At 57.8% G+C, this 25,606-nt stretch carries 18 protein-coding genes; 14 read left to right on the top strand and 4 right to left on the bottom strand.

Translation table 11 applies throughout. From position 1 onward, the window contains the following. Positions 1-41 precede the first annotated feature (41 nt). Positions 42-1,181, top strand: a complete 1,140-nt coding sequence (locus NKJ21_RS17600; protein ID WP_008806249.1) for a glycerate kinase — start codon at positions 42-44, stop codon at positions 1,179-1,181. A 229-nt stretch (positions 1,182-1,410) separates the two neighbouring features. Here the strand turns inward: NKJ21_RS17600 and barA are convergent, their stop codons facing one another. After that, on the bottom strand, positions 1,411-4,161 hold the full coding sequence (gene barA, locus NKJ21_RS17595) for a two-component sensor histidine kinase BarA (protein WP_012540726.1): 2,751 nt from the start codon (positions 4,159-4,161) through the stop codon (positions 1,411-1,413). Positions 4,162-4,273: 112 nt separating this feature from the next. On the opposite strand from barA, the gene rlmD reads away from it, so the two are divergent. The 5 genes from rlmD to eno all read left to right on the top strand — a co-directional run bounded on the left by rlmD (position 4,274) and on the right by eno (position 12,438). Then, positions 4,274-5,578, top strand: a complete 1,305-nt coding sequence (gene rlmD / locus NKJ21_RS17590) for a 23S rRNA (uracil(1939)-C(5))-methyltransferase RlmD (RefSeq protein ID WP_060876036.1) — start codon at positions 4,274-4,276, stop codon at positions 5,576-5,578. Positions 5,579-5,699: 121 nt separating this feature from the next. Then, positions 5,700-7,937, top strand: a complete 2,238-nt coding sequence (gene relA / locus NKJ21_RS17585) for a GTP diphosphokinase (RefSeq protein WP_012540728.1) — start codon at positions 5,700-5,702, stop codon at positions 7,935-7,937. Between the two features lie 412 nt (positions 7,938-8,349). Further along, on the top strand, positions 8,350-9,141 hold the full coding sequence (mazG, locus tag NKJ21_RS17580) for a nucleoside triphosphate pyrophosphohydrolase (protein WP_012540729.1): 792 nt from the start codon (positions 8,350-8,352) through the stop codon (positions 9,139-9,141). Between the two features lie 280 nt (positions 9,142-9,421). Next, positions 9,422-11,059, top strand: a complete 1,638-nt coding sequence (gene pyrG, locus NKJ21_RS17575; protein WP_008806244.1) for a glutamine hydrolyzing CTP synthase — start codon at positions 9,422-9,424, stop codon at positions 11,057-11,059. An 80-nt stretch (positions 11,060-11,139) separates the two neighbouring features. Next, positions 11,140-12,438 (top strand): phosphopyruvate hydratase, encoded by a 1,299-nt coding sequence (eno, locus tag NKJ21_RS17570; protein WP_008806243.1) that lies wholly within the window; start codon positions 11,140-11,142, stop codon positions 12,436-12,438. A 63-nt stretch (positions 12,439-12,501) separates the two neighbouring features. On the opposite strand, the gene NKJ21_RS17565 is transcribed toward eno, so the two are convergent. Continuing rightward, entirely contained in the window at positions 12,502-13,611 is a 1,110-nt protein-coding gene (locus NKJ21_RS17565) for an SDR family oxidoreductase (RefSeq protein WP_023298144.1), read from the bottom strand. A 475-nt stretch (positions 13,612-14,086) separates the two neighbouring features. Between NKJ21_RS17565 and queE the strand changes: the two genes are divergently transcribed. Further along, positions 14,087-14,758 (top strand): 7-carboxy-7-deazaguanine synthase QueE, encoded by a 672-nt coding sequence (gene queE, locus NKJ21_RS17560; RefSeq protein ID WP_008806241.1) that lies wholly within the window; start codon positions 14,087-14,089, stop codon positions 14,756-14,758. A 43-nt stretch (positions 14,759-14,801) separates the two neighbouring features. Here queE and queD read toward each other — a convergent pair whose 3' ends face one another. Next, complete coding sequence (gene queD, locus NKJ21_RS17555; RefSeq protein ID WP_012967329.1) at positions 14,802-15,167, bottom strand: 6-carboxytetrahydropterin synthase QueD; 366 nt, start codon at positions 15,165-15,167, stop codon at positions 14,802-14,804. Between the two features lie 316 nt (positions 15,168-15,483). On the opposite strand from queD, the gene cysJ reads away from it, so the two are divergent. From cysJ to cysH, 3 genes are all read left to right on the top strand, one after another. Further along, a complete protein-coding gene (cysJ, locus tag NKJ21_RS17550; protein WP_012540733.1) occupies positions 15,484-17,283 on the top strand; it encodes an NADPH-dependent assimilatory sulfite reductase flavoprotein subunit in 1,800 nt (599 codons plus the stop codon). After that, on the top strand, positions 17,283-18,995 hold the full coding sequence (cysI, locus tag NKJ21_RS17545; RefSeq protein WP_008806239.1) for an assimilatory sulfite reductase (NADPH) hemoprotein subunit: 1,713 nt from the start codon (positions 17,283-17,285) through the stop codon (positions 18,993-18,995). The genes cysJ and cysI overlap by 1 nt, the downstream gene beginning before the upstream one ends. Before the next feature lie 98 nt (positions 18,996-19,093). Further along, complete coding sequence (gene cysH / locus NKJ21_RS17540; protein WP_023323193.1) at positions 19,094-19,828, top strand: phosphoadenosine phosphosulfate reductase; 735 nt, start codon at positions 19,094-19,096, stop codon at positions 19,826-19,828. Positions 19,829-19,900: 72 nt separating this feature from the next. Here the strand turns inward: cysH and NKJ21_RS17535 are convergent, their stop codons facing one another. After that, positions 19,901-20,947: an aminopeptidase gene (locus NKJ21_RS17535; protein ID WP_012540734.1), complete on the bottom strand. Its 1,047-nt coding sequence runs from the start codon at positions 20,945-20,947 to the stop codon at positions 19,901-19,903. Between the two features lie 246 nt (positions 20,948-21,193). Here NKJ21_RS17535 and cysG point away from each other — a divergent pair, with 246 nt between their 5' ends. The 4 genes from cysG to cysC are packed head-to-tail and all read left to right on the top strand — an operon-like array spanning position 21,194 to position 25,560. After that, positions 21,194-22,600, top strand: a complete 1,407-nt coding sequence (gene cysG, locus NKJ21_RS17530) for a siroheme synthase CysG (RefSeq protein WP_162494494.1) — start codon at positions 21,194-21,196, stop codon at positions 22,598-22,600. 9 nt (positions 22,601-22,609) lie between these two features. Next, positions 22,610-23,518, top strand: a complete 909-nt coding sequence (gene cysD, locus NKJ21_RS17525) for a sulfate adenylyltransferase subunit CysD (RefSeq protein WP_002915160.1) — start codon at positions 22,610-22,612, stop codon at positions 23,516-23,518. A gap of 9 nt (positions 23,519-23,527) precedes the next feature. Next, positions 23,528-24,955, top strand: coding sequence for a sulfate adenylyltransferase subunit CysN (cysN, locus tag NKJ21_RS17520; RefSeq protein ID WP_008806226.1), 1,428 nt, complete (start codon positions 23,528-23,530; stop codon positions 24,953-24,955). Next, a complete protein-coding gene (gene cysC, locus NKJ21_RS17515; RefSeq protein WP_002915158.1) occupies positions 24,955-25,560 on the top strand; it encodes an adenylyl-sulfate kinase in 606 nt (201 codons plus the stop codon). Before cysN ends, cysC begins: the two co-directional genes overlap by 1 nt. Positions 25,561-25,606 lie beyond the last annotated feature (46 nt).

Genomic DNA, 25,606 nt, shown 5'->3' with positions numbered 1-25,606 from the left:
GCGCGACAGCGCCAGGGGTTGGCTCAGAGTAAGGACAGCACATGAAAATAGTGATCGCACCGGATTCCTGGAAGGAGAGTCTGAGCGCGCTGGAAGTGGCCACGGCGATAGAGCAAGGCTTTCGCGAGATTTATCCTGACGCAGAGTACGTCAAGCTGCCGGTTGCCGACGGTGGTGAAGGGACGGTGGAAGCCATGGTGGCGGCGACAGGCGGGCATCAGGTTCCGCTGACGGTCACCGGGCCGCTGGGTGAACCGGTTGAGGCATTTTATGGGCTGTCCGGCGATCGCCAGTGCGCCTTTATCGAAATGGCGGCAGCCAGCGGACTGGAGAGCGTCCCGCCGGCGCAGCGTAATCCGCTGCTAACCACTTCCTGGGGGACCGGGGAGCTTATCCGCCACGCGCTGGACGCCGGCGTGCGGCAGATCATTATTGGCATTGGCGGCAGTGCGACCAATGACGGTGGCGCCGGGATGGCGCAGGCGCTGGGGGCGAAACTGTTGACCGCCGACGGCCAGCAAATCGCCTCCGGGGGCGGCGCGCTGGAGACGCTGGCGCGTATCGACCTTAGCGAACTCGATCCGCGGCTGGCAGATTGCCGGATTGAGGTTGCCTGCGACGTCACCAACCCGCTAACCGGCCCGCAGGGGGCCAGCGCGGTGTTTGGCCCGCAAAAAGGGGCGACGACGCAGATGATCGACCGCCTCGACAGCGGCCTGCTGCACTATGCCCGGATTATCGCCCGCGATTTAGATATCGATGTGCTGAGCCTGGAAGGCGGTGGCGCGGCGGGCGGCATGGGGGCGGCGCTGTATGCGTTTTGTGGCGCAACGCTGCGCCCGGGCATTGAGATCGTCACCGATGCGCTGCAACTGGCGACGCGGGTGGCGGATGCCGATTTAGTGATCACCGGCGAAGGGCGTATCGATAGCCAGACGATCCACGGCAAGGTGCCGGTGGGGGTAGCGAAGGTGGCGAAGCGTTTTAACGTTCCGGTGATTGGGATTGCCGGCAGCCTTACCGCCGATGTCGGGGTGGTGCATCAGCACGGACTGGATGCGGTATTCAGCGTGTTATATACCATCTGTACCCTGGATGAAGCGCTGGCCAATGCCGCCGCCAACCTGCGGATGACGGCGCGTAACGTCGCCGCGGTTTTGCAGATGGGCGATAAGCGGTAACCCGGCTGGCGCAGTGGTATTTGTAGCCCGGATAAGGTGCGTAGCACCGCGATCCGGGAACCATCCCCGGTGGCGCTTACGCTTACCGGGGCTACCAACCGAGTACTGGACCGTAACACTGCGATCCGGGAACCGTCCCCGGTGGCGCTTACGCTTACCGGGGCTACCAACCGAATACCGGACCGTAGGGCGTAGCCCGGATGAGGCGCGTAGTGCCGCTATCCGGGGTTTACACGCCCATCCGGCACGCTTCGCGGGCCACATTATCCATCTCGTCTAACAGCTCGAGCAGCTCCGGCTCCAGGTCCTCGGCGGCGGTACCCGACCGCAGCTGGCTCTCCAGGGTGTGGCACAGCTTTTTCAACCGCGGCACGCCGCTGTAGCTGCAGCTGCCGTGCAGCTTGTGGATCAGATCCACCAGCCCTTCCGGCTGCTCGCCCACCAGCTGCTCTTCCACTTTATTACGCACCTCCGGCATAAAGGCGATCAGCATCTGCAGCATCTCCCGCGCCAGATCCGGCTTCATGGCGGCCTGACGCAGCGCCAGCTGCCAGTCAAGCGTCAGGTTATGGTCGATGACCGGCTCTGCGGGTGGTAGCGCCGCCGGAGCGACGCTGAGCAGGCCGGGTTGATAGCGCAGCAGCAGAGCGTGCAGTTTCTCTTCTTCGATTGGCTTCGCCAGATAATCGTTCATGCCGGCGCTCAACAGTTTCTCCCGCTGGCCCTCCAGGGCGTGCGCGGTGACCGCAATCACCGGGGTTTGCTGATGATGCGACAGATGATGAATCAGCTCGCAGGCGCGGATGCCGTCCATATCCGGCATCTGAATATCCATCAGGATCAGATCCATCTGCAGCCGCTTGGCCTGGTCCACGGCCTGCTGGCCGCTGTCGCAGAGGATCACCTGCTGCACAAGGTCGTCCAGCAGGGCGCCAATCAGCTTCAGGTTAGCCGGATTGTCGTCGACGGCCATCACGGTCATCGGCAGCTTATGGCTGTCGGTTTGCGTCAACGGCGCGGAAGCCGGCGCATGATTGGTGGCCACCAGCGCCGGCAGCAGGCGGGTGGTAGTGAGCGGTTTCAACAGGCAGGCAGCGACGCCGTCGCGCTTCAGGGCTTCGGCGCTGACCTGGGCATGACATGGCAGAGCAAGCAGCACGTTGTCAGACATCGCGCAGGCTTTGACTAATTTTTCCCGATGCGGCGACAAATCGCGCATTGAGACCGGGATGCCGACCAGCAGAATGTCGTACTGCGCTTCCGCCAGCGAGGAGAAGGTAGGGCTGTAGATCACCTCCAGCGGCGTGGCGGCCAGCATCTCCAGCGTACATTGCGCCGCCGTCGCGTTGGCTTCCACATAGGCCAGACGTTTGCCCGTCAGCCCGTCGGTGTTCAGCATATCCGGAATGGCGTTCGGGTTAAGATCAAGGCTGATATGGAACCAGAAGGTGGAGCCGCGGTTCGGCTGACTGTGGAACGAAATATCGCCGCCCATCTCTTTGACCAGACGCTGGGTGATCACCAGCCCAAGCCCGGTGCCGCCGTGCCGGCGTGAAATGCTGGCATCGGCCTGACGGAAGGCCTGGAACAGTCGGGACTGGTCGCGCTCGGGGATGCCGATGCCGGTATCGTGGATCTGAATTTCGATCTGTACCCGCGAGTTGCTGATGGCCCGCTGTTCCACCAGCACGTCGATATTGCCGTGCTCGGTGAATTTAATCGCATTGCCCACGAGGTTGGTCACAATCTGCTGCAGACGGAGCGGGTCGCCAATGACGTTATCCGGCACATTGTTCTTAATGTTCAGCGTCAGCTCCAGCCCTTTATCGTGCGCGGAATGCGCCAGCAGGGTGACCACTTCATCAAGCGAGGTGCGCAGCAGGAACGGAATACTCTCCAGAATCAGCTTCCCGGCTTCCAGCTTGGAAAAGTCGAGCACGTCATTGATGATCGCCAGCAGATTATTGGCCGAACGTTCGATGGTGGTCAGGTGGTCGCGCTGCGTGGCGTTGAGATCGGTTTTCAGCGTCAGGCGGGTAAAGCCGATCACCCCATTGAGCGGGGTGCGCAGTTCGTGGGACATATTGGCCAGGAACTCAGACTTAATGCGCGCCGCCTCCTGGGCGCGCTTTTTCGCCAGGTCCAGCTCAACGTTCTGGATCTCCATCTGCTCAAGGGTTTCCCGCAGATCGGAGGTCGCCTGGTCGACGTTGTGCTGCATCTCCTCATGGTAGGCCGCCAGCGACATGGCCATCGAGTTAATGCCGTTTTTCAACATATCCAGTTCGCCGAGCATAAAACCCTCGACCCGGCTGTCCAGCTGTCCGCGGCGGATGCGGTCGACGGTGTTGACCATATTGCGGATAGGCCCGGTGACGTCGCGCATCAGGCGCCAGCCGAAGATTAGCGCGATGCCAATGCAGAACAGCATCATCACACTGGAGATGAAAATCTCTTTGTACTGCTGGAGGCGGACTGATTTCAGATCCAGCTCCAGCGCGACGTAGCCCAGCATATTGCCCGGCATTTTGGCGTCAGATTCGGGGGACTCATCGGGCGAATAGCTTTCCGAGACGATCGGCGTGCGCAGGATCATGATGTCGCCGTCGCGGATGACGCTGAGATGGCGGGGAAATGCCTCGCCTTTCGGGATCTGCAGTTCGCTGGGGTTGAGCTGGTAATTGGAGGTGACAAACAGCCGGTTATGCGAATCATACACCGAGATGGCCCGCACGATCTCCGAATGACGCCGATGCAGGACGCTGATCAGCTGGCCGATGGATTCGCGGTTTTGCAAATTCATGCCATATTCGCTGGAGACCGCCAGCGGCTCAATAATGCTGGCGCCGGCGTCCTCCAGCTGGCGTTGCAGGTCGTTATAACGATGAGCGACAAAGAAAATACTGAGCAACAGCCCAATCAGGACGGTTGGCGCCAGTATCAGAATCATCATGCGAGCACGCAGGCTGTAGTTGGTCATGCGGTTCCATTATGGGAGAATATAGACATCATCGTTCTGTGCGCGTCGGTGCGCTTCGCGGCACTGCCGCCCTGAACGAGCTCGTTTTATTTGATTGAGACAACTCTCTACGATGGCGCAATTCTACTCTGCAAAACGGCGTGTGACGACGCGCCAGATCATAACCGTTACAGTCAATGACCTCGATCCCTTTGGTCAGGGCGTTGCCCGCCACCAGGGGAAGGCGCTGTTCGTGGGCGGTGTGCTGCCGCAGGAGCAGGCCGAGGTGGTGCTGGTGGAAGACAAAAAACAGTACGCCCGCGCCCAGGTGAAACGCCGTCTAACCGACAGCCCGCAGCGCCAGGCGCCGCGCTGCCCGCATTTTGGCGTCTGCGGCGGCTGCCAACAGCAGCATGCCAGCGTCGCGCTTCAGCAGCAAAGTAAACGCGCCGCGCTGGCGCGGCTGATGAAGCGTGAGGTGGATGAGGTCATCGCCGGTATGCCGTGGGGCTACCGCCGTCGCGCGCGCTTAAGCTTGAATTATCAGCCAAAGACCCAACAATTGCAGATGGGTTTTCGCCAGGCCAACGCCAAAGCGATCGTCGATGTGGTGCAATGCCCTGTTTTGGTGCCCCAGCTTGAGGCGTTGCTGCCCGCCGTGCGCGAGTGCTTAAGCGCGCTGAGCGCATTACGCCACCTCGGCCACGTCGAGCTGGTGCAGGCGGACAACGGCCCGCTGATGGTGCTGCGCCATACCGCTGCCCTGCCAGCGGGCGACAGGGAAAAACTGGAACGCTTTTCGCAAACTCACGGTCTTTCTCTGTACCTCGCGCCGCAAAGCGAGATACTGGAACATATTCATGGCGAAGCGCCATGGTACACCTCAGACGGACTACGCTTAGTGTTCAGTCCGCGGGATTTTATCCAGGTCAACGACGGCGTGAATCAGCAGATGGTGCGTACTGCGCTGGAATGGCTGGATCTGCAGCCAGAGGACCGGGTACTGGACCTGTTCTGCGGAATGGGCAATTTTACCCTGCCGCTGGCGACGCGAGCCGCCCACGTGGTGGGGGTGGAAGGGGTGCCCGCGCTGGTAGAAAAGGGGCGGGAAAACGCCGCCCTCAATGGTTTATCAAATGTCACTTTCTTCCATGAAAATCTGGAAGAGGATGTCACCCGTCAGGCCTGGGCGAAGCACGGCTTTGATAAAGTGCTGCTGGACCCGGCCCGCGCCGGCGCGCCGGGCGTGATGCCGCATATTATAAAACTGGCACCGCGGCGGGTGGCGTATGTTTCCTGCAACCCGGCGACGCTGGCGCGAGACAGCGAAACCCTGTTGCAGGCTGGATATCAGATTCAACGCCTGGCGATGCTGGATATGTTCCCGCATACCGGTCATCTGGAATCAATGGTGTTGTTTGAGCGCAGGCTTACATAAGGTCATTCACAACGTCGCAGAAGAGCCACCCTGGCCGTCAATGCTGACGCGACCTGCAGGATGACATGTAGAAAGTTGAGGCTTGCCGACTTCGGCAGGCCGGTCCCTTAAGGAGAGGACAATGGTTGCGGTAAGAAGTGCACATCTTAATAAAGCTGGTGAATTTGACCCGAAGAAATGGATCGCGAGTCTGGGGATTTCCAGCCAGCAGTCGTGTGAGCGCTTAGCCGAAACCTGGGATTATTGTCGCGAAAAAACGCAAGGACACCCGCAGGCAGACCTGCTGCTGTGGCGTGGCGTCGAAATGGTGGAGATTCTGTCCACCCTGAGTATGGATCTCGATACGCTGCGCGCGGCGCTGTTGTTCCCACTGGCGGACGGTGAAGTCGTTAGTGAAGAGATCATGCAGGAGAGCGTGGGTAAATCGGTCGTGACCCTGATTCACGGGGTGCGGGACATGGCCGCTATCCGCCAGCTAAAAGCCACCCATAACGACTCGGTATCTTCCGAGCAGGTGGATAACATTCGCCGCATGCTGCTGGCGATGGTTGACGATTTCCGCTGCGTGGTCATCAAGCTTGCTGAGCGGATCGCGCATCTGCGCGAGGTCAAAGACGCGCCGGAAGATGAACGCGTGCTGGCGGCGAAAGAGTGCACCAATATCTATGCGCCGCTGGCGAACCGCTTAGGTATCGGCCAGCTGAAGTGGGAGCTGGAAGATTACTGCTTCCGTTATCTGCATCCGGCAGAATACAAGCGCATTGCTAAACTGCTCCACGAACGCCGTATCGACCGTGAGCATTACATCGACGAGTTCGTCGGCCACCTGCGCTCGGAGATGAAAGCCGAAGGCGTCAAGGCGGAAGTCTATGGCCGGCCGAAGCACATCTATAGCATCTGGCGCAAAATGCAGAAAAAACACCTCGCGTTTGACGAGCTGTTTGACGTTCGCGCGGTGCGCATCGTGGCTGAGCGTTTGCAGGATTGTTACGCCGCGCTGGGGATCGTCCATACCCACTATCGTCACCTGCCGGATGAATTCGATGACTACGTGGCCAACCCGAAACCCAACGGCTATCAGTCTATTCATACCGTGGTGCTGGGCCCGAGCGGCAAGACGGTGGAGATTCAAATTCGTACCCGGCAGATGCATGAAGATGCTGAGCTTGGCGTGGCTGCGCACTGGAAGTACAAAGAGGGTGCGGGAGCGGGCACCGGCGGTGGGCGTGGCTATGAGGACCGCATCGCCTGGCTGCGTAAGCTGATTGCCTGGCAGGAAGAGATGGCCGACTCTGGCGAAATGCTCGACGAAGTGCGCAGCCAGGTTTTCGACGACCGGGTGTATGTCTTTACGCCGAAAGGCGACGTGGTGGACCTGCCAGCGGGGTCGACGCCGCTCGACTTTGCCTACCATATTCACAGCGACGTCGGCCATCGCTGCATCGGCGCCAAAATTGGCGGCCGTATCGTGCCGTTCACCTATCAGCTGCAGATGGGCGATCAGATCGAAATTATTACCCAGAAGCAGCCGAACCCGAGCCGCGACTGGCTGAACCCTAACCTCGGCTACGTGACCACCAGTCGCGGACGCTCGAAGATCCACGCCTGGTTCCGTAAACAGGACCGCGACAAGAATATTCTCGCTGGTCGGCAGATCCTCGACGACGAGCTGGAGCATCTGGGCATCAGTCTTAAGGATGCGGAAAAACACCTGCTGCCGCGCTACAACTTCAACGAGCTCGATGAACTGCTGGCTGCCATTGGCGGCGGCGATATCCGTCTCAACCAGATGGTCAATTTCCTGCAGGCGCAGTTCAATAAACCGAGCGCCGCTGAGCAGGATGCGGCCGCGCTGAAGCAGCTGCAGCAGAAAACCTACGCCCCACAGAACCGCACCAAGGACAATGGCCGGGTGGTGGTGGAAGGGGTAGGCAACCTGATGCACCATATTGCCCGCTGCTGCCAGCCGATCCCGGGCGATGAGATCGTCGGCTTTATCACCCAGGGGCGCGGGATTTCCGTGCATCGCGCCGACTGCGATCAGCTGGCTGAACTGCAGTCGCATGCTCCGGAGCGCATCGTCGATGCGGTATGGGGTGAAAGCTACTCGGCGGGCTACTCGCTGGTGGTCAGGGTGGAGGCGAACGATCGCAGCGGTTTACTGCGCGATATCACCACCATCCTCGCCAATGAGAAGGTGAATGTGCTGGGTGTCGCCAGCCGCAGTGATACCCGTCAGCAGCTGGCAACCATCGATATGACCATTGAGATTTACAACCTGCAGGTGCTGGGCCGGGTGCTTGGTAAGCTCAACCAGGTGCCCGATGTCATTGACGCGCGCCGTCTGCACGGCGGTTAAGCCCTCTCCAGGCCAGGTCAATGAATGACCGCTGGGGCAATGGCTGCTGAAACTGCCGGCGTTGGCGGCCTCAAAATCGCTGAGACGTTCCCGGAAGGCAGGGGCAGCCCGCATGGATGCGGGCTGAGGGCCGTGTTTTGCAGGGACGCTGCCTCGGCCCGACCCGAAGCCTGCAGGGATAAGTCGAAGGCACCGCGCAGCGGCGATTTTGCTGGCCGGAGCCCGGGGGTACAGGGGGCGGCGTCGACTGGCCGCCCCCTGTGCGCTCCCTGTACCACAGGAGACATATGGCAGAACATTTACCGGGAGCGCAAAGTACGCTGGAGTCACACGTGAAAAACGCTTTTCCCGGGCTCAAAAGTTGCAAACCGATATCAATTTCTACCATTTTTTACATTTCCAGGATCCTCACATGACCCAAATCGACCGCCTGCTCGGCATTATGAAGCGCCTGCGCGACCCGGAAAACGGCTGCCCGTGGGATAAAGAGCAGACCTTTGCCACTATCGCCCCTTACACCCTTGAGGAGACCTACGAGGTCCTCGATGCTATCCAGCGGGAAGATTTTGACGACCTGCGCGGTGAGCTGGGCGATCTGCTGTTCCAGGTGGTGTTCTATGCGCAAATGGCGCAGGAAGAGGAACGCTTTAACTTTGACGATATCTGCGCTGCCATCAGCGATAAGCTGGAGCGTCGCCATCCCCATATTTTCGCTGATGCTACCGCAGGAAACAGCAGCGAAGTCCTGGCGCGCTGGGAGCAGATCAAAAGCGCGGAGCGGGCGGAAAAAGCCCAGCACTCGGCGCTGGACGATATACCCCATAGCCTGCCGGCGCTAATGCGCGCGCACAAAATTCAGCGCCGCTGCTCGGCGGTCGGTTTCGACTGGACCTCGCTGGGACCGGTGCTCGACAAGGTGCATGAAGAAATTGATGAAGTGATGCATGAAGCGCAGCAGGCGGTGGTGGATGAAGCAAAACTGGAAGAGGAAGTGGGCGATCTGCTGTTCGCCACGGTGAATTTATCCCGTCATTTAGGGGTCAAAGCCGAGGTGGCGCTGCAGAAAGCAAACCTCAAATTTGAGCGTCGCTTCCGCGAGGTCGAGCGCATTGTCGCCGCCCGCGGCCTGGAAATGACCGGCATCGACCTCGATACCATGGAAGAAGTGTGGCAGGAAGTAAAACGCCAGGAAACTGATCTCTAACGAGTTTTCGTGATCAAGCGCGATTTGTGTGATTTTATAAATAACAAGCGCTTGATTTACGTCAAAAACATTTCGCCAAAAGCGTCTATTTTCTCTTTCCGTTATGTCGTTGAAACACCATGTAGCCTGCCTCTTCGAGTTGTTCGAGTCGCAACACAGGTGCAACTTGAAGAACGAAGGGGAGGGGAAGAATGAAAGTTTGTGGCGTCACGCATGTTCGGGTATACTACTTTCCCGTCCTGGTTATTCCATCGTTTTACCCTAACTTCTCAGGTTCAGCATGACAACGAACTATATTTTTGTGACCGGCGGGGTCGTATCCTCTCTGGGTAAAGGCATTGCCGCAGCCTCCCTGGCAGCCATTCTTGAAGCCCGTGGTCTCAACGTGACCATCATGAAACTGGATCCGTATATCAACGTCGATCCGGGCACCATGAGCCCAATCCAGCATGGGGAAGTGTTCGTTACTGAAGACGGCGCAGAAACCGATCTGGACCTGGGCCACTATGAGCGTTTCATCCGTACCAAGATGACGCGTCGCAACAACTTCACCACCGGCCGTATCTACTCCGACGTACTGCGCAAAGAGCGCCGTGGCGACTATCTGGGTGCCACCGTTCAGGTTATTCCGCACATCACCAACGCTATCAAAGAGCGCGTACTGGCGGGCGGCGAAGGCCATGACGTCGTACTGGTGGAAATCGGCGGTACCGTAGGCGATATCGAATCCCTGCCGTTCCTCGAAGCCATTCGTCAGATGGCGGTAGAGATCGGCCGCGAGCATACCCTGTTTATGCACCTGACCCTGGTGCCGTACATGGCCGCTGCGGGCGAAGTCAAAACCAAGCCGACCCAGCACTCCGTGAAAGAGCTGCTCTCCATCGGTATCCAGCCAGATATCCTGATCTGCCGCTCAGATCGCGCGGTTCCGGCCAACGAACGAGCCAAAATTGCTTTGTTCTGTAACGTTCCGGAAAAGGCTGTGATTTCTCTGAAAGACGTCGATTCCATTTATAAAATTCCGGGCCTGTTGAAATCTCAGGGGCTGGACGATTATATTTGTAAACGATTCAGCTTAACTTGTCCGGAAGCAAACCTGGCCGAATGGGAACAGGTAATCTATGAAGAAGCCAATCCGGCAGGCGAAGTCACCATTGGTATGGTCGGTAAGTACATTGAACTGCCGGATGCCTACAAGTCGGTGATTGAAGCGCTGAAACACGGTGGTCTGAAAAACCGCGTGACCGTCAACATCAAGCTGATCGATTCGCAGGATGTGGAAACGCGCGGCGTCGAAATCCTCAAGGATTTAGATGCTATCCTTATCCCGGGCGGCTTCGGCTACCGCGGTGTGGAAGGTAAGATCGCCACCGCGCGCTATGCGCGTGAGAACAATATTCCTTATCTGGGCATCTGCCTGGGTATGCAGGTTGCGCTGATTGAGTTCGCGCGCAACGTAGCGGGTATGGAAAACGCCAACTCGACGGAATTTGTGCCAGACTGTAAATACCCGGTTGTGGCCCTGATTACCGAATGGCGTGACGAAGATGGCAACGTTGAAGTCCGCTCCGAGAAGAGCGATCTGGGCGGCACCATGCGCCTGGGCGCACAGCAGTGCCAGCTGGATGATGAATCTCTGGTGCGCCAGCTGTACGGCGAGCCGACCATCACCGAGCGCCATCGTCACCGCTACGAAGTCAACAACATGTTGTTGAAACCGATTGAAGCTGCTGGTCTGCGCGTTGCGGGCCGTTCCGGGGATGATCAGTTGGTCGAGATCATCGAAGTGCCGAACCATCCGTGGTTTGTTGCCTGCCAGTTCCACCCGGAGTTTACTTCGACGCCGCGTGATGGGCACCCGCTGTTTGCTGGCTTTGTGAAAGCCGCGAGCGAGTACCAGAAGCGTCAGGCGAAGTAAAAGAGTTAGAACGGCAATGCACCCAACTGGGTGCATTGTTTGTCTGGAGTTTTAGTTTAACTTGTACTGAGGAAAACCTAATGTCCAAAATCGTTAAAGTCATCGGTCGTGAAATCATCGACTCCCGTGGTAACCCGACTGTTGAAGCCGAAGTACACCTGGAAGGTGGTTTCGTCGGTATGGCAGCTGCTCCGTCAGGTGCTTCTACTGGTTCCCGCGAAGCGCTGGAACTGCGCGATGGCGACAAATCCCGTTTCCTGGGTAAAGGCGTAACCAAAGCTGTTGCTGCGGTAAACGGCCCGATCGCTCAGGCAATCCTGGGCAAAGATGCTAAAGATCAGGCTGGCATCGACAAGATCATGATCGACCTGGACGGTACTGAAAACAAATCTAACTTCGGTGCGAACGCTATCCTGGCTGTTTCTCTGGCAAACGCCAAAGCAGCTGCAGCGTCCAAAGGCCTGCCGCTGTACGCGCACATCGCGGAACTGAACGGCACTCCGGGCAAATACTCCATGCCGGTTCCGATGATGAACATCATCAACGGTGGTGAGCACGCTGACAACAACGTCGACATCCAGGAATTCATGATTCAGCCGGTTGGCGCGCCGACCCTGAAAGAAGCCGTACGCATGGGTTCTGAAGTGTTCCATCACCTGGCGAAAGTGCTGAAGTCCAAAGGCATGAACACTGCCGTTGGTGACGAAGGCGGCTACGCGCCGAACCTGGGTTCTAACGCCGAAGCACTGGCTGTTATCGCTGAAGCGGTTAAAGCTGCTGGCTACGAGCTGGGCAAAGACATCACCCTGGCGATGGACTGCGCAGCATCTGAATTCTACAAAGACGGTAAATACGTTCTGGCTGGCGAAGGCAACAAAGCGTTCACCTCTGAAGAGTTCACTCACTTCCTGGAAGACCTGACCAAACAGTACCCGATCGTCTCCATCGAAGATGGCCTGGACGAATCTGACTGGGACGGTTTCGCATACCAGACCAAAGTACTGGGCGACAAAATCCAGCTGGTTGGTGACGACCTGTTCGTAACCAACACCAAGATCCTGAAAGAAGGCATCGAAAAAGGCATCGCTAACTCCATCCTGATCAAATTCAACCAGATCGGTTCTCTGACCGAAACTCTGGCTGCCATCAAGATGGCGAAAGACGCTGGCTACACCGCTGTCATCTCTCACCGTTCTGGCGAAACTGAAGACGCGACCATCGCTGACCTGGCTGTCGGTACCGCTGCAGGCCAGATCAAAACCGGTTCTATGAGCCGTTCTGACCGCGTTGCTAAATACAACCAGCTGATTCGTATCGAAGAAGCGCTGGGTGAGCAAGCGCCGTTCAACGGTCGTAAAGAGATCAAAGGCCAGGCATAATCCTGTCTTTGTGAAATAATAATGCCAGCCTCAGGGCTGGCATTTTTTTTACCTCGTCGGCGATTATTTAAAATCGACGGCCATTTGCTGGGGGATCGACAGCCCGCGAGTGGTCTCCACGCAGCGGTCGATGTAATCCGTAAAACGCGGTGGTTTTGGCATTCCCATGCTCAACAGCTTGTCGTTACTAAAGCGCACATTCAACGTAGCGAACGCGCCATATAAGCGCATGGCTTTCAGCATCAGACGTTCATTGCATGGCCCAAATATCCCTTTCAGTTCACGACGCATTTTGACCAGCGTGTCATAGCTGACCTGGGCGTACTTATCCCCCACCGGGGCCTGTTCGAGGGCCTGAGCCATCGCCCGGTCGATTTCGGCAAACTTCACGCTATTCTCCTCCCCGGCAGAGATGTGCACCACTTCGCCGTGAGCCAGCGGCTGGTTAAGCAGCATCAGCAGGGCATCAGCGCAGTAGTCCACCGGGATGACATCGATTCGGTCCTCCATGGAACATAAAAATTTCTGCAGCATCAGCCCCATGCTGAACACCCAGAAAATACTGCTGGAAGGCCGGCAGCCGTGATGGGTATGACCCACCACGATAGAAGGGCGGGCAATGACCAGCGGCAGTGTAGGGCAATGCTGCTGCATCAACTGCTCGATGGTTGATTTCGAGTGGGTGTATTCCACCAGGTGCTCAGCGCGTTCCCGAAACTCCGCGCTTTCGGCGACCAGTGAATCCGGCTCAGGCGAACATGACATCGCTGTGCCGACGTGCAGAAAACGCTGCAGACCCTCAACCTGCGCCATCCGTTGCGCCAGGCGCAGCGTACCCTCAACGTTAACCTTCCAGATGAGCGGGTTGCTGCCAAACGAGGCGACAGCGGCGCAGTTGAGGACATGCGTCACCTGATCGAGGCGCGGATCGTTAAGAAAATGCTCCGGAGAAGCGAGATCGCCCAGCACGATATGCTGCGGGTGAAGCATCGCCAGCTTCTCCTCGGCGATGTTGAACTTACGCATGTTCTCTTTGACTCGTTCGAGGCCTGCCTCGGGGCTATCAGCACGCACGAGCAGTAGCAGATCTAACCGGGTTTCCTGATGGAGTATTTTCTCTAACGCGGCACCGCCCAGAAACCCCGTAACGCCGGTAATTAATAATGTGGTCATAAACGCTATCTCATTATGGTTGGTCTGCGGGATTCTAGGCGGGCAAAAGTAAACGACGATTAAATAAAGAAGGGGCCCGATCAGGGATTTATTAAGACCAGTTTAAGGTTATTATCACCGGCGGATTGAATTGGACTCGCAGATCGGCCAGATAATTCACTCTTTCATGTATCAGTTTGTACATCACTGTATTTTAAGGTTTTTTATTTTTCTGTCTGGACCTTTTATTTTATCCTGAATGACAGGAATAACATTTTCTGTTACACATTTTCAGTCCACGTGTCAGAATATTAATTATTTTAATTCTTATCATGCTAATAAATTAAGCCAAAAGAAAAGATTGTTTCTTTAATCAATAATATTATTCCCGACACGGATATTGACGAAGGGGTAAAAAAGGGATCGCAGCGCAGGACAAGACCTGTGCGCTGAAATCTGCGATAATGGACGTTTATGACCCTAAACAGAGATGACTATGCAGTACCCGATTAACGAGATGTTCCAGACCCTGCAAGGCGAGGGTTACTTCACCGGCGTGCCTGCCATTTTTATTCGTCTGCAGGGATGCCCGGTAGGATGCGCGTGGTGCGACACTAAGCATACCTGGGACAAGCTGGCCGATCGGGAAGTGTCGTTGTTCAGCATCCTGGCGAAAACCAAAGAGAGCGATAAGTGGGGGCCGGCAAGCAGCGAGGATCTGCTGGCGATTATTGGGCGCCAGGGGTGGACTGCCCGCCACGTGGTCATTACCGGCGGTGAACCCTGCATTCATGATTTAACGCCGTTAACCTCGCTTCTGGAACAAAACGGCTTTAGCTGTCAGATTGAAACCAGCGGCACCCATGAAGTGCGCTGCAGCCACAACACCTGGGTGACGGTATCCCCGAAGGTTAATATGCGTGGCGGGTATGATGTGCTGTCGCAGGCTCTGCAGCGGGCGGATGAGATCAAGCATCCGGTAGGGCGCGTCCGCGACATCGAAGCGCTGGACGAACTGCTGGAAACGCTGAGCGATGACAAACCGCGGATCATCGCCCTGCAGCCGATCAGTCAGAAAGAAGACGCGACGCGCCTGTGTATCGACACCTGCATCGCCCGTAACTGGCGCCTGTCCATGCAGACGCACAAATATTTGAATATTGCCTGATAAAAAAAAGCCCGGCAGCGTACTGACCGGGCTTTTTTTTCGCTTACTCGCCGCGATAGATGCAGCCAGCGGTGCAGGTCTCTTTGACCATCACGGCGCTCAGCAGCGGTACCCGCGGTTTCATCTCATCCCAGATCCATTTCGCCAGCACTTCGCTGGTGGGGTTTTCCAGACCGGGGATATCGTTCAGATAATAGTGGTCCAGGCGATCGTATGTCGGCTTGAAGGCGGCCTTCAGCTCGGCAAAATCCATGATCCACCCGGTATGGGGATCGACTTCACCGGTGATCTCCAGACGCACCATAAAGGAGTGGCCATGCAGGCGACCGCATTTGTGTCCTTCCGGGACGTGCGGCAGGTGGTGGGCGGCTTCGAAGGTGAAATCTTTAAACAGCGTGGTGGACATCATTGACTCTCAACAGGACGAAAAAAACCGCCGTAGGGTACCGGAAAGCACATTTTTTCGCATTAACTAAAACGGCCCTGAACAGAAAATGGACACATTTATCTGGGTTATCTGAATTAAATGGTTATATTTCATGTGGTTATTTAATCGATTTTGTTGTTAATAACTACAACTAAAACAGGTTAGTCCATTTGGTTATTTATTATTTCCATCCCTTCTTTAATTGTTACTATCAGCACCGTTACCCTTCTATTCTCTTCTGTTTTTGTCGCGCTGACAGGGCGCGAACAACAGCTTTGCTTACTGGAACAAACGACGCATGACGACACAGGCCACACCTTCCAACTTGCTGCCGCTCAACCCGGAGCAACTGGCGCGCCTTCAGGCGGCCACCACTGACTTCACGCCCACTCAGCTTGCCTGGGTGTCTGGCTATTTCTGGGGCGTGCTGAATCAGCAGTCCGGCGCGGCTGTGGCCGTTCCTGCCCAGGCCGCTGAGGTGCCCTCGATCACGCTGATTTCCGCCTCGCAAACCGGCAATGCCCGCCGCGTCGCCGAAGCGCTGCGCGACGATCTGCTGGCAGCGAAGCTGAACGTGAAGCTGGTGAATGCAGGCGATTATAAATTCAAACAAATTGCTGCGGAAAAACTGCTGGTGGTCGTGACGTCCACCCAAGGGGAAGGTGAGCCGCCGGAAGAAGCGGTCGCATTGCATAAGTTCCTGTTCTCGAAAAAAGCGCCGAAGCTGGACGGGACCGCGTTCGCTGTCTTTGGCCTCGGCGATACTTCTTATGAATTCTTCTGCCAGTCTGGCAAAGATTTCGACAGCAAGCTGGCCGAGCTCGGCGCGGAACGCCTGCTCGATCGCGTCGATGCCGACGTCGAATATCAGACCGCGGCTGCGGAATGGCGCGCGCGCGTCGTTGAGGTGCTGAAAGCCCGTGCGCCAGTTGCCGCGCCCGCCCAGCTGGCCACCAGCGGCGCGGTGAACGACATCCATACCAGCCCGTACACCAAAGAGGCTCCGCTGTCGGCGACCTTGTCGGTCAACCAGAAAATCACTGGCCGCGATTCCGAAAAAGATGTGCGCCATATCGAAATTGACCTCGGTGATTCCGGTCTGCGCTATCAGCCGGGCGACGCGCTGGGCGTCTGGTATCAAAACGATCCTCAACTGGTCAAAGAGCTGGTGGAGCTGCTGTGGCTGAAAGGTGACGAGCCGGTAACCGTTGATGGCAAAACTCTGCCGCTGGCGGAAGCGCTGGAGTGGCATTTTGAGCTGACGGTTAACACCGCGACTATCGTCGAAAACTACGCCACCCTGACCCGCAGCGAATCGCTGCTGCCGCTGGTGGGCGATAAAGCTCAGCTGCAGCAGTATGCTGCTGCGACGCCGATCGTCGATATGGTCCGTTTCTCGCCGGCACAGCTGGACGCCGAGGCGTTAATCGGTCTGCTGCGTCCGCTGACGCCGCGCCTGTACTCCATTGCCTCCTCACAGGCGGAAGTGGAGAGCGAAGTGCATGTCACCGTGGGCGTGGTGCGCTATGAAATAGAAGGCCGCGCCCGGGCTGGCGGTGCCTCCAGCTTCCTCGCCGACCGTGTGGAAGAAGATGGCGAAGTCCGCGTCTTTATTGAACACAATGACAACTTCCGTCTGCCGGCTAACCCGGAGACGCCGGTGATCATGATTGGCCCGGGCACCGGCATTGCGCCGTTCCGCGCCTTTATGCAGCAGCGCGCAGCGGACGGGGCGCAAGGCAAGAACTGGTTGTTCTTCGGCAACCCGCACTTCACTGAAGATTTCCTCTATCAGGTAGAGTGGCAGAGCTATGTGAAGGAAGGTCTGCTGACCCGTATTGACCTGGCCTGGTCCCGCGATCAACAACAAAAAGTCTATGTACAGGACAAACTGCGCGAGCAGGGGGCCGAGCTCTGGCGCTGGATTAATGATGGCGCCCACATTTATGTCTGCGGCGACGCCAATCGTATGGCGAAAGACGTGGAGCATACGTTATTGGAAGTGATTGCCGAATACGGCGCGATGGACGCCGAAGCGGCGGACGAATTTTTAAGTGAGCTGCGCGTTGAGCGCCGTTATCAGCGAGATGTCTACTAATGAGCGAAAAACATCCGGGGCCTTTAGTGGTCGAAGGTAAACTGACCGATGCCGAGCGCATGAAGCTTGAGAGCAACTACCTGCGCGGCACCATTGCGGAAGATTTAAACGACGGTCTGACCGGCGGTTTTAAAGGCGATAACTTCCTGCTGATCCGTTTCCACGGCATGTACCAGCAGGACGATCGCGATATCCGCGCGGAACGCGCCGCCCAGAAGCTGGAGCCGCGCCATGCGATGCTGCTGCGCTGCCGTCTGCCGGGCGGGGTGATCACCACCACCCAGTGGAAGGCGATCGATAAGTTTGCCGCGGACAACACCATTTACGGCAGTATTCGTCTGACCAACCGGCAGACGTTCCAGTTCCACGGCATTCTGAAAAAGAACGTCAAGCCGGTGCATCAGATGCTGCACTCGGTGGGGCTGGATGCGCTGGCCACCGCCAACGATATGAACCGTAATGTGCTGTGCACCTCCAACCCGTACGAGTCGCAGCTGCACGCTGAGGCCTACGAGTGGGCGAAAAAGATCTCCGAGCATCTGCTGCCGCGTACCCGCGCTTATGCCGAGATCTGGCTGGATCAGAAAAAGGTCGCCACTACTGACGAAGAGCCGATCCTCGGTCAGACCTATCTGCCGCGTAAGTTTAAAACCACGGTGGTGATCCCGCCGCAGAACGATATCGATCTGCACGCTAACGACATGAACTTCGTGGCGATTGCCGAAAATGGCAAGCTGGTAGGCTTTAACCTGCTGGTGGGCGGCGGTCTCTCTATCGAACACGGCAACAAGAAAACCTACGCCCGCACGGCGAGCGAATTCGGTTATCTGCCGCTGGAGCATACTCTGGCGGTGGCGGAAGCGGTCGTGACTACCCAGCGCGACTGGGGCAACCGTACCGACCGTAAGAATGCGAAAACCAAGTACACCCTTGAGCGCGTTGGCGTCGAAACCTTCAAGGCGGAAGTGGAGCGCCGGGCCGGCATTAAGTTTGAGCCGATCCGCCCGTATGAATTCACCGGCCGCGGCGACCGCATCGGCTGGGTGAAGGGGATTGATGACAAATGGCACCTGACGCTGTTTATTGAAAACGGCCGCATTCTCGATTATCCGGGTCGTCCGCTGAAGACTGGCCTGCTGGAGATTGCTAAGATCCATAAAGGCGAATTCCGCATCACTGCCAACCAGAACCTGATCGTTGCCAGCGTACCGGAAGATCAGAAGGCGCGGATCGAGAAGCTGGCGCGGGATCATGGTCTGATGAATGCCGTTACTCCGCAGCGCGAAAACTCGATGGCCTGCGTCTCCTTCCCGACCTGCCCGTTGGCAATGGCGGAAGCCGAACGTTTCCTGCCGTCGTTTATCGACAAGGTGGAAGGGGTGATGAACAAGCACGGCGTGAGCGATGAGCATATCGTCACCCGCGTCACCGGCTGCCCGAACGGCTGCGGCCGCGCGATGCTGGCGGAAGTGGGACTGGTGGGCAAAGCGCCGGGGCGCTACAACCTGCACCTTGGCGGTAACCGCAGCGGCACCCGCATCCCGCGGATGTACCGTGAGAATATTACCGAGTCGGAAATTCTCGACTCGCTAGACGAACTGGTAGGGCGCTGGGCGAAAGAGCGCGAAGCGGGTGAAGGCTTCGGCGACTTTACGGTGCGTGCGGGCATCATTCGCCCGGTGCTCGACCCAGCCCGCGATTTCTGGGAATAACATCCTGGTGCCCGGTGGCGCGTAGCGACCCGGGCCTGTAAAACCCGTAGGCCGGGCAAACGCAGTGCCGCCCGGTAAAACAGGCAAACGAGGTTTATATGTCCGTACTCGATCTAAACGCGCTTAATGCATTGCCGAAAGTGGACCGTATCCTGGCGCTGGCGGAGACCAATGCGAAGCTGGAGAAGCTCAGCGCCGAAGAACGCGTAGCGTGGGCGCTGGAAAATCTGCCTGGCGAGTATGCTTTATCTTCCAGCTTTGGCATTCAGGCGGCGGTGAGTCTGCACCTGGTGAATCAGCTGCGCCCGGATATTCCGGTGATCCTCACGGATACCGGCTATCTGTTTCCGGAAACCTATCAGTTTATCGATGAGTTAACCGACAAGCTCAAGCTGAACCTGAAGGTCTATCGGGCGCAGGAGAGCGCCGCCTGGCAGGAGGCGCGTTACGGTAAGCTGTGGGAGCAGGGCGTTGAGGGCATTGAGAAATACAATGAGATCAACAAAGTCGAGCCGATGAACCGGGCGCTGAAAGAGCTCAATACCCAGACCTGGTTCGCTGGTCTGCGCCGCGAGCAGTCCGGTAGCCGGGCGACCTTACCGGTGCTGGCTATCCAGCGCGGGGTGTTCAAGGTGCTGCCGATTATCGACTGGGATAACCGGACGGTATATCAGTACCTGCAAAAGCACGGGCTGAAATACCACCCGCTGTGGGATCAGGGCTATCTGTCTGTAGGCGATACCCACACCACCCGCAAATGGGAGCCAGGCATGGCAGAAGAAGAGACTCGGTTCTTCGGGCTTAAACGCGAGTGCGGATTGCACGAGGGTTAAGCTGTTAGCGCTTTCTTTGGGTGATAATTCAAGAAGAACACGCGGGTGATACCGCGCGTTCTTTTGTGCGTATCAGCTTTTCTTCTCCACCTTCGCCAGCTCTTTCACCAGCGGCAGCATCACTTTCACTACCTCGCGGCTGCGGCGTTCTATGCGTCCCGGCAGCGCGTGGTCGAGATACTGCTGATTATCAATCTGCACGCTATGCCAGCTGGTGCCGTCCGGGAAGGCGCGGGATTTCTGGCGCTGCTGATAGCCATCCTTTTTGCCGAGTGACCAGTTGGTTGCCTCGACCGACAGCACCGGGATCCCCGCGCTGTCGAAGACGCTGGCGTCGTTACAGCAGGCGGTGCCTTTTGGGTATGCTGGGTTCAGTCCTGGATTGGTCGCCGCGACAATCCCCTTGCTGCGGGCGATAGCCAGCGCACGGTCGCGGGTTAGCTTACGCACCGAGGCCGGCGTGCGGCGGCCACTGTTGAAGTAAAGCTTATCGCCCACCACCAGATTATCGAGGTTGATCACCAGCAGGGTATTTTTCTTTTCCGCCTCACTCATGCGCTGTAGCAGATTTTGCGCCCCGAGACGACCTTCCTCTTCACCGCTGGTGGCGATAAAGCGAATGCCATAGCGGGTGGGGATATTCTTTAAATGATCCGCCAGCTCCAGCATCACGCCGAGCCCCATCGCGTTGTCGTCGATTCCCTGCAGCGTCAGGCCGCCAAGGTTGTTCTCCACGTCTTTATCGCTCTGCGGCGCGTAGGTATCGAGATGCGCCATAATAATGATTTGCTGGCGGGACTGGCCTTCATGGGCGGCGATCACCGTACTGCCGGTGGCGTTATGCCAGTTCTTACGCTGATTGTTATCGGTATAGATGTAGCGGGTATTGAAGCTGCGCACGTCGCTCTGATAACCCATCTGGGCGAACTGCTGGCGGAGGTACTCGGCTGACAACATCTCGGCTGGTGTTCCGGTCATTCGTCCCGGGAAGACGGTGGCGATATGACGGGCCTGGCTACTGGCGGTGTCGCCCAGCGCGCTGAAAGCGGGGGCGGCGGCGAAAACAAAACCGGTGCCGAGCGCCAGAGGAAGCAGACGGCGGCACAACGCGGAAAACATAAGGGGTCCTTACACGAACAAGACAATTTGACGCGTACAGTATGAAACTGTGACCGCGGTTAAACAATTTCAATTGCTCTTAAATAGCGGAAAAATAGCGCGTTAAGCACTTTTTGATATTTGTATTTCCACAGCGTTATTCCTTTGCGTCACAACTCATTCCATTTCGTAATTTCATTTGCTCTCAGGCGCACCCTATAGTCGCAGTATCGCTGATTGTAAGAGAGTTGTTGCGCCGTGGATTACTTGCCCCTTTTTGCCGAACTGAAACAAAGGCCCGTGCTGGTGATCGGCGGCGATGAGATTGCTGAACGCAAGATTAAATTCCTGCTGCGCGCTCAGGCGCAGGTGCAGGTGGTCGCCGGGACGCTCTCTCCGGCGCTGGCCGATCTGGCGGCGCGCCAGGCGCTTAGCTGGCGGGCGACGGAATTTAGCGAGTCGCTGGTGGATGATGTCTTTCTGGTGATTGCGGCCACGGAGGATGAGGCGCTTAATCAGCGGGTGTTTGCGGCGGCTAACGCGCGCTACCGGCTGGTCAACGTGGTGGATAACCAGGCGCTGTGCTCGTTTGTCTTCCCTTCTATCGTCGACCGTTCGCCGCTGCTGGTGGCGATCTCCTCCAGCGGCAAAGCGCCGGTGCTGTCGCGTATTCTGCGCGAGAAAATTGAAGCGCTGCTGCCGACGAACCTCGGGCGGCTGGCGGAATCGGCGAGCTACTGGCGCAACCATCTGAAAACCCGTCTGACGACCACCGAAGCGCGTCGCCGCTTCTGGGAACGCGTCTTTACCGGCCGCTTTGCCAGCCTGATGGTGGCGGGCAATCATGCGGAGGCGGAAAAGGCGCTGCAGGATGAGCTGGATAAGCCCGAACGCGAGACGGGAGAAATTATTCTGGTGGGCGCCGGGCCGGGCGATGCCGGGCTGCTGACCCTTCGTGGTCTGCAGGCGATCCAGCAGGCGGACGTGGTTTTCCACGACCATCTGGTGACCCCGCCGGTTCTCGAGCTGGTGCGCCGTGATGCCGAGCTGATCTGTGTCGGCAAACGCGCCGGCGAGCACTCGGTGCCGCAGCATGAAACCAATCAGCTGCTGGTGGCGGCGGCGAAGGCAGGGAAAACCGTCGTGCGTCTGAAGGGCGGGGATCCGTTTATTTTTGGCCGCGGCGCAGAAGAGCTGCAGGCTGCCGCCGAAGCGGGGATCCCGTTCCAGGTGGTGCCTGGCGTCACTGCTGCTGCCGGGGCGACGGCCTACGCCGGTATTCCGCTGACCCATCGCGACTATGCGCAAAGCGCCGTCTTTGTCACCGGCCACTACAAGCCAGATAGCGCCCCCTTCGACTGGTCGCTGCTGGCGAAGAGCCAACAAACGCTGGCGATCTACATGGGCACCATGAAGGCGGCGGAAATCAGCGCGCAGTTGATCGCCCACGGTCGCGACAGCGCTACGCCGGTCGCGGTGATTTCCCGCGGTACCCGCGACGATCAGCAGACGATAACCGGCACATTGCAACAACTCGAACACCTGGCGAAAGACGCCCCGATGCCCGCCCTGCTGGTGGTCGGCGAAGTGGTGCAGCTGCATCAGCAGCTCGCCTGGTTTCAACATACATCATCCGCCGAAGGGTTTAACGCTTCGGTGGTCAATCTGGCTTAAGGAACGGTTATGGACCAAAAACGACTCACTCACCTGCGGCAACTGGAGGCGGAAAGCATCCATATTATTCGTGAGGTGGCCGCCGAATTTTCTAACCCGGTGATGATGTACTCCATCGGGAAAGATTCCAGCGTAATGCTGCATCTGGCGCGCAAAGCGTTTTATCCGGGAACCCTGCCGTTCCCGCTGCTGCACGTCGATACCGGCTGGAAATTCCGTGAGATGTATGAGTTCCGCGACCGTACCGCCAAAGCCTACGGCTGTGAGCTGCTGGTGCATAAAAACCCGGAAGGGGTGGCGATGGGCATCAACCCGTTTGTCCACGGCAGCGCTAAGCATACCGATATCATGAAAACGGAAGGCCTGAAGCAGGCGCTGAACAAATACGGCTTTGACGCCGCGTTCGGCGGCGCGCGTCGCGACGAAGAGAAATCCCGCGCGAAAGAGCGCATCTACTCCTTCCGCGACCGCTTCCACCGCTGGGACCCGAAAAATCAGCGTCCGGAGCTGTGGCACAACTACAACGGCCAGATTAACAAAGGCGAAAGCATCCGCGTCTTCCCGCTCTCCAACTGGACTGAGCTGGATATCTGGCAGTACATCTATCTGGAAAATATTGAAATCGTGCCGCTGTATCTGGCCGCTGAGCGCCCGGTGCTGGAGCGCGACGGTATGCTGATGATGATCGATGACGACCGTATCGATCTGCAGCCGGGCGAAGTGATTGAAAAACGGATGGTGCGTTTCCGTACCCTTGGCTGCTGGCCGCTGACCGGCGCAGTGGAGTCTGAAGCGCAGACGCTGCCGGAAATTATTGAAGAGATGCTGGTATCGACCACCAGCGAACGTCAGGGCCGCGTGATTGACCGCGACCAGGCCGGCTCGATGGAGCTGAAGAAACGTCAGGGGTATTTCTAAGGAGCCGCCATGAACACCACAATTGCCCAACAAATTGCTAATGAAGGCGGCGTAGAAGCTTACCTGCACGCGCAACAGCACAAGAGCCTGCTGCGTTTTCTGACCTGCGGCAGCGTAGATGACGGCAAAAGCACCTTAATTGGCCGTCTGCTGCATGATACGCGCCAGATCTATGAAGACCAGCTGTCGTCTCTGCACAACGACAGCAAGCGTCACGGTACCCAGGGCGAAAAACTGGACCTGGCGCTGCTGGTGGACGGCCTGCAGGCTGAGCGTGAGCAGGGCATCACCATCGATGTCGCTTACCGCTACTTCTCGACCGAAAAACGCAAATTTATCATCGCCGACACCCCGGGGCACGAGCAGTACACGCGCAATATGGCCACCGGCGCGTCAACCTGCGACCTGGCGATCCTGCTGATCGATGCGCGCAAAGGCGTGCTCGACCAGACCCGCCGTCACAGCTTTATCTCTACGCTGCTGGGCATTAAACACCTGGTGGTAGCGGTCAACAAAATGGATCTCGTCGAGTTTAGCGAAGCGCGCTTCAACGAGATCCGGGAAGATTATCTGACTTTCGCCGAGCAGCTGCCGGGCAACCTCGATATCCGCTTTGTACCGCTGTCGGCGCTGGAAGGCGATAACGTCGCCAGCCAGAGCGCGAATATGCCGTGGTACAGCGGCCCGACCCTGCTGGAAGTCCTCGAAACCGTGGAGATCCAGCGGGTGGTCGAGAGCCAGCCGCTGCGCTTCCCGGTGCAGTATGTTAACCGTCCGAACCTCGATTTCCGCGGCTTCTCCGGCACGGTCGCCTCCGGTACGGTTACCGTTGGCCAGCGTCTGAAGGTGCTGCCGTCGGGCGTCGAATCGAGCGTGGCGCGTATCGTCACCTTCGACGGCGACCTGCAGGAAGCTGCCGCCGGCGAAGCCATTACCCTTGTGCTGAAAGATGAAATCGATATCAGCCGCGGCGACCTGCTGGTTGACGCGCAAGCCTCGCTGCCGGCGGTGCAAAGCGCCAGCATCGACGTGGTGTGGATGGCCGAGCAGCCGCTGACCCCGGGCCAGAGCTACGACATCAAAATCGCCGGCAAGAAGACCCGCGCTCGCGTCGACGCTATCCGCTACCAGGTCGATATTAACAACCTGACCCAGCGTGAAGTCGAGTCTCTCCCGCTGAACGGCATTGGGCTGGTGGAGCTGACCTTTGACGAACCTTTAGTGCTGGATCCGTATCAGCAAAACCCGGTGACCGGCGGGCTTATCTTTATCGATCGCCTGACCAACGTCACCGTGGGCGCCGGGATGGTCAACGAGCCGCACCTGCAGGCGTCGACCTCTGCATCGCAGTACAGCGCCTTCGAGCTGGAGCTGAACCAGCTGATCCGTAAACACTTCCCACACTGGGACGCCCGCGACCTGCTGGGAGGCCAATAATGGCCCAGCATGACGAAAACGTCGTCTGGCATGCCCATCCTGTGACTCAGCAGCAGCGGGAACAGCATCACGGCCATCGCGGCGTGGTGCTGTGGTTTACCGGCCTTTCGGGGTCGGGTAAATCCACCGTCGCCGGGGCGCTGGAAGAGGCGCTGCATGAGCGTGGCGTCAGCACCTATCTGCTGGACGGCGACAACGTGCGCCATGGTCTGTGCAGCGATCTGGGATTCAGTGATGAGGATCGCAAAGAGAACATTCGCCGCGTCGGCGAAGTGGCCAGGCTGATGGTCGATGCCGGGCTGGTGGTATTGACGGCATTTATATCACCACACCGCGCGGAACGGCAGATGGTGCGCGAGCGCCTGGGGGAGGGACGCTTTATCGAAGTGTTCGTCGATACCCCGCTGGCCATCTGCGAGGCGCGGGATCCGAAAGGATTATACAAGAAGGCGCGGGCAGGGGAATTACGCAATTTCACCGGCATAGACTCGGTCTATGAGGCACCGGAAAAGGCGGAAATTCATCTGGATGGTGAACAATTGGTAACAAATTTGGTGCACCAACTATTAGACCTGCTGCAACAGAGCGATATTATCAGATCCTGAAACGGCAGCGGCATCGAGGGGTGCCGGTTGCCCGGTCTACAGGATT

This window comes from Klebsiella sp. SWET4 (genome assembly GCF_024296565.1).
GTDB lineage: Bacteria > Pseudomonadota > Gammaproteobacteria > Enterobacterales > Enterobacteriaceae > Klebsiella > Klebsiella variicola.
Note: the sequence above shows the minus strand (reverse complement) of the source record. Positions and strands in the feature narration are given on the sequence as shown.

Bases quoted from the DNA above. Each gene is read 5' to 3' on its own strand.
- rlmD (WP_060876036.1), top strand. From the start codon at position 4,274: ATGGCGCAATTCTACTCTGCAAAACGGCGTGTGACGACGCGCCAGATC.
- queE (WP_008806241.1), top strand. From the start codon at position 14,087: ATGCAGTACCCGATTAACGAGATGTTCCAGACCCTGCAAGGCGAGGGT.
- NKJ21_RS17535 (WP_012540734.1), bottom strand. From the start codon at position 20,947: ATGTTTTCCGCGTTGTGCCGCCGTCTGCTTCCTCTGGCGCTCGGCACC.
- cysN (WP_008806226.1), top strand. From the start codon at position 23,528: ATGAACACCACAATTGCCCAACAAATTGCTAATGAAGGCGGCGTAGAA.
- barA (WP_012540726.1), bottom strand. From the start codon at position 4,161: ATGACCAACTACAGCCTGCGTGCTCGCATGATGATTCTGATACTGGCG.
- cysH (WP_023323193.1), top strand. From the start codon at position 19,094: ATGTCCGTACTCGATCTAAACGCGCTTAATGCATTGCCGAAAGTGGAC.
- queD (WP_012967329.1), bottom strand. From the start codon at position 15,167: ATGATGTCCACCACGCTGTTTAAAGATTTCACCTTCGAAGCCGCCCAC.
- relA (WP_012540728.1), top strand. From the start codon at position 5,700: ATGGTTGCGGTAAGAAGTGCACATCTTAATAAAGCTGGTGAATTTGAC.
- cysD (WP_002915160.1), top strand. From the start codon at position 22,610: ATGGACCAAAAACGACTCACTCACCTGCGGCAACTGGAGGCGGAAAGC.
- cysJ (WP_012540733.1), top strand. From the start codon at position 15,484: ATGACGACACAGGCCACACCTTCCAACTTGCTGCCGCTCAACCCGGAG.
- NKJ21_RS17600 (WP_008806249.1), top strand. From the start codon at position 42: ATGAAAATAGTGATCGCACCGGATTCCTGGAAGGAGAGTCTGAGCGCG.
- cysC (WP_002915158.1), top strand. From the start codon at position 24,955: ATGGCCCAGCATGACGAAAACGTCGTCTGGCATGCCCATCCTGTGACT.
- NKJ21_RS17565 (WP_023298144.1), bottom strand. From the start codon at position 13,611: ATGACCACATTATTAATTACCGGCGTTACGGGGTTTCTGGGCGGTGCC.
- cysI (WP_008806239.1), top strand. From the start codon at position 17,283: ATGAGCGAAAAACATCCGGGGCCTTTAGTGGTCGAAGGTAAACTGACC.
- pyrG (WP_008806244.1), top strand. From the start codon at position 9,422: ATGACAACGAACTATATTTTTGTGACCGGCGGGGTCGTATCCTCTCTG.
- eno (WP_008806243.1), top strand. From the start codon at position 11,140: ATGTCCAAAATCGTTAAAGTCATCGGTCGTGAAATCATCGACTCCCGT.
- mazG (WP_012540729.1), top strand. From the start codon at position 8,350: ATGACCCAAATCGACCGCCTGCTCGGCATTATGAAGCGCCTGCGCGAC.